General features: G+C 40.0%; 6 protein-coding genes, 1 tRNA gene and 1 pseudogene. 4 read left to right on the forward strand and 4 right to left on the reverse strand.

What is annotated here, in order from left to right; all coding sequences use genetic code 11:
• Window positions 1–40: 40 nt before the first annotated feature.
• Complete coding sequence (locus B9T29_RS08410; protein WP_086175485.1) at window positions 41–1,315, reverse strand: sensor histidine kinase; 1,275 nt, start codon at window positions 1,313–1,315, stop codon at window positions 41–43.
• Window positions 1,316–2,440: 1,125 nt separating this feature from the next.
• Between B9T29_RS08410 and B9T29_RS08415 the strand changes: the two genes are divergently transcribed.
• Window positions 2,441–4,672 carry an NADP-dependent isocitrate dehydrogenase gene (locus B9T29_RS08415; RefSeq protein WP_086175486.1) on the forward strand — a complete coding sequence of 744 codons (2,232 nt, stop codon included), beginning with the start codon at window positions 2,441–2,443 and terminating at the stop codon, window positions 4,670–4,672.
• 97 nt (window positions 4,673–4,769) lie between these two features.
• Here B9T29_RS08415 and B9T29_RS08420 read toward each other — a convergent pair whose 3' ends face one another.
• Complete coding sequence (locus B9T29_RS08420; protein ID WP_086175487.1) at window positions 4,770–5,483, reverse strand: hypothetical protein; 714 nt, start codon at window positions 5,481–5,483, stop codon at window positions 4,770–4,772.
• A 174-nt stretch (window positions 5,484–5,657) separates the two neighbouring features.
• A tRNA-Leu gene (locus tag B9T29_RS08425) sits at window positions 5,658–5,744 on the reverse strand.
• 197 nt (window positions 5,745–5,941) lie between these two features.
• Between B9T29_RS08425 and queA the strand changes: the two genes are divergently transcribed.
• From queA to B9T29_RS08440, 3 genes are read left to right on the forward strand one after another with little or no spacing between them, the layout of a single operon-like run.
• Window positions 5,942–6,979 (forward strand): tRNA preQ1(34) S-adenosylmethionine ribosyltransferase-isomerase QueA, encoded by a 1,038-nt coding sequence (queA, locus tag B9T29_RS08430; protein ID WP_086175488.1) that lies wholly within the window; start codon window positions 5,942–5,944, stop codon window positions 6,977–6,979.
• A gap of 26 nt (window positions 6,980–7,005) precedes the next feature.
• Entirely contained in the window at window positions 7,006–8,034 is a 1,029-nt protein-coding gene (locus tag B9T29_RS08435) for a hypothetical protein (protein WP_086175489.1), read from the forward strand.
• 28 nt (window positions 8,035–8,062) lie between these two features.
• The gene (locus tag B9T29_RS08440) at window positions 8,063–8,629 is read left to right on the forward strand and encodes a LemA family protein (protein ID WP_086175490.1); all 567 of its coding nucleotides are present in this window, start codon (window positions 8,063–8,065) and stop codon (window positions 8,627–8,629) included.
• 35 nt (window positions 8,630–8,664) lie between these two features.
• Here the strand turns inward: B9T29_RS08440 and B9T29_RS08445 are convergent.
• A pseudogene (locus tag B9T29_RS08445) lies at window positions 8,665–8,891 on the reverse strand (IS982 family transposase); the annotation flags it as partial.

Raw genomic sequence — 8,891 nt, forward strand, 5'->3', positions numbered from 1 at the left:
AGCAGCTGAATTCAGATAGGGGAAAAGAAAAATTTATTTTCTATACTTTTACTTTTTCAGTTTTGGGAGGTTCCTGAGTTAAAGCCTGATGAGCATTGGTGGCTGCCGGTAAAGTCACATTAAACGTCGTGCCTTCCCCTTCCCTAGAATCTACAGAAATTTGACCATGGTTCAAATCAATAAATCGCTTACACAACACCAGCCCCAGACCGGTACCTTTTTCCCCTGCCGTACCTTTAATACTGGCAGTAACCGACTGCTGGAACAGCTGATCCATTTGTGCCTGACTCATACCCAGACCTGTATCCCGAACAGAAATATGCACACCTGCGTCGGACTCACTTGCATGGATGATGACGCGGCCCGTGCCATCGGTTGGGGTAAATTTCAAAGCATTGGAAACCAAGTTTTGGATTATTGAAGTGATCATATTGATATCGGCGTAGACTTTAATGCCTTCATCAATCTGGTCAATAAGCTGAATATTTTTCTTTACCGCGAGACTATTCAATACATTAGAAACGATCTTGCTTGACTGTTTTAATTCAAAATTAATTGGATGATAGATAAAGCGCCCACCCTCAGCCATCGCCCAATTTAATAGACTTTCCAGCAGGTTATAAGTCGATTGTGCCGTATCGTACAAATATTCAGAAATACTTTGTACACTGGATTCATCAAGTGTTTCACGTTCTTGTGCCAACACTTCCGAAAAGCCGAGTAAACCATGAAATGGGGCTCTTAAATCATGCGCAATAATTTGGAAAAACTTGGTTTTACTGAAATTGAGTGCCGCTTGCTGCTCATACATTTCTTTGAGTTCGGCATGCTCTGCTTTCAGCTCAATAATATGGATCAAGCTGTTCGTAAAGTCACTTACAGTTGCAATATCTTCAGCATCAAAGAGTTTTTGTTGCTGATCAAAAAACAATGCCTGACCAATTGAAGTGCCGTCATTGATACGCAGATCAAAAGCCAGATAACGATTAGCTTCCACCCCAAATTGACTAATATGCTGCACCAGATTTGGATATTGATGATGTTGATGATCAATAAAATTATGCCCTTCAAAATAAGAGCTTAGATAGGTTTCGCATGGCGAACAGAATGCCTTGAAACCATGAGGAGAAGAATACCAAATGTAAGGCTCGTTATGAAAAGCCAGTACAGCCTGTCCAGCTCCAAGCATTTTCCGGGCAAACTTTAAAAAACGTTCAACCTGATTTGTCGATGTAAAAACGCCTAACAATAATGAAATTTTACATGCGCTAAGCTGCTCAGTCTCCGAGCCTATTTCAAGCAACTGCATTTTCATATTTGATTCATCCAATCACTATTGTTTGTTGTTTTAAAAAATTAATTATCACATTTCACCTTATTAACAAAGTCAAACAGAGACAATTTACACCCAATATTTACTCTAATTTTCACCTTGGCATCAAAAGCAGACCGCAATTCTGTTCAAACAATAAAAAAACCAATCTACTATTAATCGCTTATATTGTTTGAGTGTATATCCCGAGGGTCGGACTCGAAGCGGAAATCTAAAGCAATCCTTAGTCAACATTTGACTACAATAGCATGGTTTCCGGTTTTGATCGGGACAGTCAGATGATTAAGTGTTTAGCTCATCATCCATTTGCTTAAACACGGCGTAATTGAGCAGCTCATCATTCAATTGTTCAGGCATAGTCTATGTTACAGAAATCTTGTAGAGCAAATTGCCATATTTCTTGCGCAAAAATTAAAAAATCATCTTTTAGCCTTGCTGTTTTTTTAAGTCTCCCTCTCAACGCGTTTCCTGTCTCTCTAGGACTGTCCTGTTCAAATACTGCTGTTCAGAATAGTATTCATTTACATCAGATCTGCAACCCATTTTTCGATGGCAGTAATGATCATGGTCGTTGCCAGAACACTTTTCAGCGGAGTTATGAATAATTGTAATAAATGCTTATCGTCCCCCGAATAACTGTTCAACCAATCCGAGAAAAATTTGATTCTTCTTCCCTGCTAGATAATTTATTTCCATGATACCCAACATGTCCTAAGTAATTAGTTTATAAATTGGCAAAAAATTGCCCGCCGGTTTTTTTTTACGCAGCAGGTATTCATACAAATAAGTTATTGATAATAATAAATTATATAACTTATTAAGCAAGATTCTCTACTTATATGACTAAATACGGGTGATTGCCACATTAGAGACTTGAAGCCCCACCCCGATTCGAAAAATGACTAATTTTCACGTAGAATAGGGGGATTGGTGAACAACACTGATGTATACAAATTTTCAGCCAAAGACCAATATGCAAGATATTGCTGTTCGGCTGAGGTGCAAATAAGCGCCGATACTTTTAATGTTTTATTTAAGCAAACCGGTTCGCAGGACTGAGCCAAAAGCTCGGTACTGACAAACTCAATCTAAAGCAAGGGGCTATATATGGCTGGTGGAAAGTCAAAAATCATTTACACATTGACCGACGAGGCGCCACTACTGGCGACCTATTCCCTGCTGCCGATCATTGAGACCTTTACCAAGCCTGCTGGCGTAGAGATTGTCAAAAAAGATATCTCTGTAGCTATACGTGTGCTTGCAGAATTTACGGACTTTCTAAGCGATGAGCAGAAAGTACCGAATAACCTGGCAGAGCTTGGCAGTCTTACACAAGACCCAGACACTAATATCATTAAACTTCCTAATATTAGTGCTTCAGTTGGCCAGTTGACAGCTTGTATCAAGGAACTTCAATCGAAAGGCTATGCTCTTCCTGACTATCCGGAAAACCCGGCAACTGAGGAAGAAAAAGCAATCAAAGCACGTTACAGCAAATGTTTAGGTTCTGCTGTAAACCCAGTATTACGTGAAGGTAACTCTGACCGTCGTGCACCGGCTGCAGTTAAAAACTACGCGAAAAAACACCCGCACTCTATGAGCGAGTGGAAACAATGGTCACAAACTCACGTTTCTCACATGGAAGAAGGTGACTTCTACCACGGTGAAAAGTCTATGACTTTAGACCGCGCTCGCAATGTGAAAATGGAGCTTATCACCAAGAACGGCGAAACTATCGTTCTTAAGCCTAAATTGGCACTTCTAGACGGCGAAATTATCGACTCAATGTTCATGAGCAAGAAAGCGCTTTGCGACTTCTATGAAAAAGAACTTGAAGATTGTCGCGAAGCTGGAATTTTGTTCTCTCTTCACGTTAAAGCAACAATGATGAAAGTTTCACACCCGATCGTATTCGGTCACTGTGTGAAGATTTACTACAAAGAAGCATTCGAAAAACACGGCAAACTGTTTGATGAGCTAGGCATTAACATCAACAACGGTATGGCGGGTCTTTACGAAAAAATTGAAACACTTCCAACTTCTGTTCGTGAAGAAATCATTGCTGACCTACATGCTTGCCAAGAACACCGTCCTGCGCTTGCAATGGTGGATTCTGCTAAAGGCATCACCAACTTCCATTCTCCTAACGACATCATCGTAGATGCTTCTATGCCTGCAATGATCCGTGCCGGTGGTAAAATGTGGGGTGCTGATGGTAAACAGTACGATGCTAAAGCAGTAATGCCTGAATCTACATTCGCACGTATTTACCAAGAAATGATCAATTTCTGTAAATGGAACGGTAACTTCGACCCACGCACTATGGGTACTGTGCCAAACGTTGGTTTGATGGCGCAAAAAGCTGAAGAATACGGTTCACACGACAAGACTTTTGAAATCTCTGAAGCAGGTATTGCAAACATCACCGACCTTGAAACAGGTGAAGTGTTGATGTCGCAAAACGTTGAGCAAGGTGATATCTGGCGTATGTGTCAGGTGAAAGATGCTCCGATCCGTGACTGGGTGAAACTTGCAGTCACTCGTGCACGTAACTCGGGCATGCCTGCAATCTTCTGGCTTGACCCATACCGTCCACACGAAAATGAATTGATCAAAAAAGTTGAAAAATACTTGAAAGATCACGACACGGCTGGTTTAGACATTCACATCATGTCTCAAGTACGCGCAATGCGCTATACACTTGAACGTGTTGCTCGTGGTTTAGATACTATTTCTGTAACTGGTAACATTTTGCGAGACTACCTCACTGACTTGTTCCCAATCATGGAGCTTGGTACCTCTGCGAAAATGCTTTCTATCGTGCCTTTAATGGCTGGTGGCGGCATGTACGAAACTGGTGCTGGCGGTTCAGCGCCTAAACACGTACAACAACTTGTTGAAGAAAACCACTTGCGTTGGGATTCTTTAGGTGAGTTCTTGGCTCTGGCTGTTTCTCTAGAAGAAATGGGCATTAAAGAAGACAATGCTCGCGCTAAATTGTTGGCTAAAACTTTAGACCAAGCGACTGGTAAATTGCTCGATAATGACCAATCACCTTCACGTCGTACTGGCGAGTTGGACAACCGTGGCAGCCACTTCTACCTTGCTAAATACTGGGCTGAAGCATTGACTGCTCAAGACGAAGATGCTGAGCTTAAAGCGAAGTTTGCTCCTCTTGCGAAAGCATTGGCTGAAAACGAAGACAAGATCGTTGCTGAGCTTGCAGAAGTGCAAGGTAAAGCCGTTGATATTGGTGGTTACTACGCTCTTGATCAAGAGAAAGTAAATGCTGTAATGCGTCCAAGCGCTACATTCAATGCTACTCTTGCAACAATCTAAGTTCACACAACACTGACTATGTCAGTGTTGTAAAAAAACCGGCGCTTAGGCGCCGGTTTTTTATTTAAAATAGTTTAAAAAATTATATTTATAATGTTTAGGCATTATTATTAATTTTTTCCATTTCTAAGAAATTCTTAGCAGCCTCTGGTCTTAAGTAATACCATAGGACGAACATTGAAATCAGAAAAAAGATCATGAAAAAAAAGAACATAAGATAATTCAGATCATTAGATGCAGTAAAACCATCCTCTCTATAAGCAAATCTAAGATACGTAACAACAAGATATGGTGTTGAACCAAAAATATTAATCAAAATATATAAAATAGTTCCCCAATACCCATACCACTTTATTCTTTTTAGCGTGTATTTTGTCTTTAACTTATAATTATTACTTTCCTTATCTTTCTCCAAATATTCTTCCCCAATTTTATACAATCTTACAGCCTTGTCTTTATCCCGACAGGATAAAATGTACTTAAGTAAATCTATATCTTTATTTTTTATATTTAAGTAATTCGATAACTTAGAAACCTTTAAATGATATTGCAACTCATCAGAAAACTCTAACAAAGTATCACCAACTAAGAGATTTTCCTGTTCATTAATTTGCTCATTTCTTTTTCTTCGTCTATGTTCACTAAATTCCCTCAAACCTGTAATTACCCCTGATTTAGCGATAAAGTAAATACTCGCAACCACAACAATTAGAAAAATGATTACGCATGTAAATTCTAATCCATAAGCACTTTCTAGTATTTTTAATGCAAACTGGTTTAGATTTAATTCTGCATTTAAATTCGCCGACATATTTTCCTTTTTTATTCATCAATACTTTGTTAAATCAAACTACGATTTTTCAAATTTTTTATATAAAGTTCAAAATATATAATGCATATCCACGATACATCAAATCAATTTATTTTCATCAGGCAATAAAAAAGCCCTCAAGTCTTAGTATGCTTGAAGGCTTTTCATTTCATCTGGTCCCGAGGGTCGGACTCGAACCGACACGTCATCTCTGACAGCGGATTTTGAGTCCGCCGCGTCTACCAATTTCACCACCTCGGGAAAGGTGTTTCAACAAGCTAATCAGCTTGTGGTGGCTATATTACTATCAAACTTGAAATTGTCAATTATCTAATTTATCCAATCGCTCACTTTTAAAGCAAAATCAAAAACTTTGTCTTAAAAAGCATCAGATAGCATCTGTTTTGTACTTTTCCAGCCTATAATGCACAGGTTTTTCTTATTTCTATACATTGAAGATGCAACTTTCCGACTTTAACTTTAATCTCCCTGACGAGCTGATTGCCCGTTACCCTCTTGAAACCCGTAGTGCTTCACGTTTATTACACCTCGATGCCGCAGGTCAATATCATGACCATCACTTTACCGATATTCTAGACTTACTCGAACCGGGTGATTTACTGGTTTTAAATGACACCAAAGTCATGAAAGCGCGTCTTAAAGGAAAACGTGCCACTGGCGGTGCTGTTGAAGTTTTAGTGGAACGCATGATGGACAAGTTCATTGCGCATTGCCACATTAAAGCCAGCAATTCGCCTAAAGAAGGTGCAGAACTGTTTATTGGCCCAGATAAAGTTAAAGTCACTGTAAAAGGTCGTCATGAAAACTTGTTTATTGTTGAGTTTTCTCAGCCCATTTTAAATGTTTTAGATCTATATGGTGCTTTGCCGATTCCGCCTTATTTCAACCGTGAAGCAGAAGCCATTGATACTGAGCGCTATCAGACCATCTTTAATGACCCAAGCAAACTGGCCAGTGTCGCGGCTCCGACTGCCAGCCTGCATTTTGACGAAGTCTTGTTGAAGAAACTGCAAGAAAAAGGCATTCAAAAAACCTTTGTGACCTTGCATGTCGGTGCAGGAACATTCCTGCCGGTACGTACCAATGATATTGAAAACCATATCATGCACAGTGAATGGTGTGATGTGTCTGACGAGACTATGGCGCTGATCCGCGACACCAAAGCCCGTGGCAATAAAGTCATTGCTGTCGGTACTACCGCAACCCGTGCCACTGAAAGTGCTGCACAGGCCAATGGCGGTGAATTGAAAGGCTGGACTGGAGATACCCAAATCTTCATTTATCCGGGTTACGAGTTTAAAGTGGTCGATCGTCTGATTACCAACTTCCATCTTCCTGAATCTACTTTATTGATGCTGGTTTCGGCGTTGTCGAATCGTGATAATATTTTAAATGCCTATCATCATGCTGTAGAGGCGAAATACCGTTTCTTCAGTTATGGCGATGCCATGCTGATTGATAAAATCACGCCTTAATATTGATCCGTTAAAAGAAGCAGACCATGCCGCTCGATACTGTTAGACATTCGATTCATATTCGACGTAAAAAAAATGAACGGGTTTTTAATAATGTTGCGCGGCTTTGGGATATCTCCCGCAAGGCGCAATCGCATCAGGATATTCTGGATGCCTTGCATCCATGGAATGCCCCGATCGTACTCAAGTTTGAAAATGTTCTGCCGCTGCTTTTGGCAGCCGTGGGACTTTTTTTTATTCTGCTAATTTTTATTAAACCCGGCAATATATGGATTCAGCTCAGTCTGATCAGTGGCTTTTTTATGATTTTCTGGGCTTATATCAGCTATGAAGAAAGTAAGCCCGTTGATGAAGTGATCGAATATCTGGAACAGCAAAGCATTGCTAAAAAATATCATCTTGCCTTCCAGCAACAGCCACAACATATTGGCGTTCCCCTGCAACCGGTTTTGTTTATTGCCCACTTAAAGCGTCTGTTTCCGGTTTTTAATCAGGGCAGCATTGCCAATGACTTTCCCTATTACGCCAGCACCCAATGGACCGATGAGGAAGGTAAGCAACATCAGGTCATGGTGTTTCAATATCATTATGTCAATGAAATTCGGGTTCGCAATAAAGACGGCAATGAAGTACAAGTGAAAGAAGTACACAAAGATTTATGGGGTGTATTTGTTTTTGATGTCGAAACACAGGGACTGGCTGTCACCACGGCCAATAAGGAGTTTTATTATCCTTATAATTTTCCCTGGCATACCAGCGATATTCAAATCAACCAGAAACTCAATATTTTTGGCAGCGATGAAATGCAAATGGCAAAACAGCTCACGCCCGCATTTGTGCTGAAGCTGGATGAATTTTTTACCCAGCGTCAGGGCGATTTAATCTTCCACCCAGACAGTCAGATCTTATGTTTTCTCGGGCCTGCCGACTTATTTAGCATCTCAAGCCGGGCAAAAAAAATTCAAGATATTTCCGCATTACGTGGACACTTGCGTACTTTTAAATTACCTTATCTAGAAAGCTTACAGCGTGATTTAACACACTTTTTAAAATAAAAATCTTTGATTTTTAGGGGACTAATACATGGGGCTGTTGATTTTTTTTCTTTTGATTATTGCCGTGGTCGTGGCCTGTATCATGATTCGCAATAATATTGTGCGTCATCACAATGCCTCTATTCGAGCCTGGTCAGATGTCGCAACCTATGAGCGCCAGAAAATTAAAATTCTGGATGGCTTGCAACCCTTAGTAGAACAATATTCAAACTTTGAAAAAGGCACTTTAGAAAAAGTGACCGAACTGCGCCAGAATATTTTGAATCTCAACCTAAACAATGCCGATGTTGCCCAGCTACAGCGCATCGAAAGCCTGAACAAGGAAGTGATGCACAGCTTAAATGTCGTGGTGGAGAATTATCCTGAACTGAAAGCCGATGAAATTTATCTAAAAATGATGAATGAAATTGAAGAGCAGAATGAAAATGTCGGTGCTGCCATTACCATCTTTAACCGCAATGTTGAACTGTTTAATAACAATATTCAGATTTTTCCCAATAACATCGTCAATACCCTGTCACTCGGTAAAAAAGCCATTCGCCCCTTCCGCGATTTGGCCGCCACGCAAAATTTTGACTATCGACCGAATTTTTAAGTCGTTAATATTATAATAAATAACCCCAATCCTGTTTAAGCCAATGATTCCATAATCTGAATGATTGGCTTATTTCGATGGATTAATTGGTATGCACATACCGAAGCATAAATCCCACTTAAAAAGCCCGAAATACTACGAGCTTTACTTGTTACTAAATTGTATTGTCCTTTCAATAGGCTGAATAACGTTTCTATTTTATTGCGCTGTTTTAAGTGATATTCATCAGATTTTGGTAGTTGAACAGACTTCATATTCTTTC

Origin of the sequence: Acinetobacter sp. ANC 3903 (assembly GCF_002135315.1) — a bacterium.
Classification (GTDB): domain Bacteria; phylum Pseudomonadota; class Gammaproteobacteria; order Pseudomonadales; family Moraxellaceae; genus Acinetobacter.

Bases quoted from the DNA above. Each gene is read 5' to 3' on its own strand.
- B9T29_RS08420 (WP_086175487.1), bottom strand. From the start codon at position 5,483: ATGTCGGCGAATTTAAATGCAGAATTAAATCTAAACCAGTTTGCATTA.
- B9T29_RS08410 (WP_086175485.1), bottom strand. From the start codon at position 1,315: ATGAAAATGCAGTTGCTTGAAATAGGCTCGGAGACTGAGCAGCTTAGC.
- queA (WP_086175488.1), top strand. From the start codon at position 5,942: ATGCAACTTTCCGACTTTAACTTTAATCTCCCTGACGAGCTGATTGCC.
- B9T29_RS08435 (WP_086175489.1), top strand. From the start codon at position 7,006: ATGCCGCTCGATACTGTTAGACATTCGATTCATATTCGACGTAAAAAA.
- B9T29_RS08440 (WP_086175490.1), top strand. From the start codon at position 8,063: ATGGGGCTGTTGATTTTTTTTCTTTTGATTATTGCCGTGGTCGTGGCC.
- B9T29_RS08415 (WP_086175486.1), top strand. From the start codon at position 2,441: ATGGCTGGTGGAAAGTCAAAAATCATTTACACATTGACCGACGAGGCG.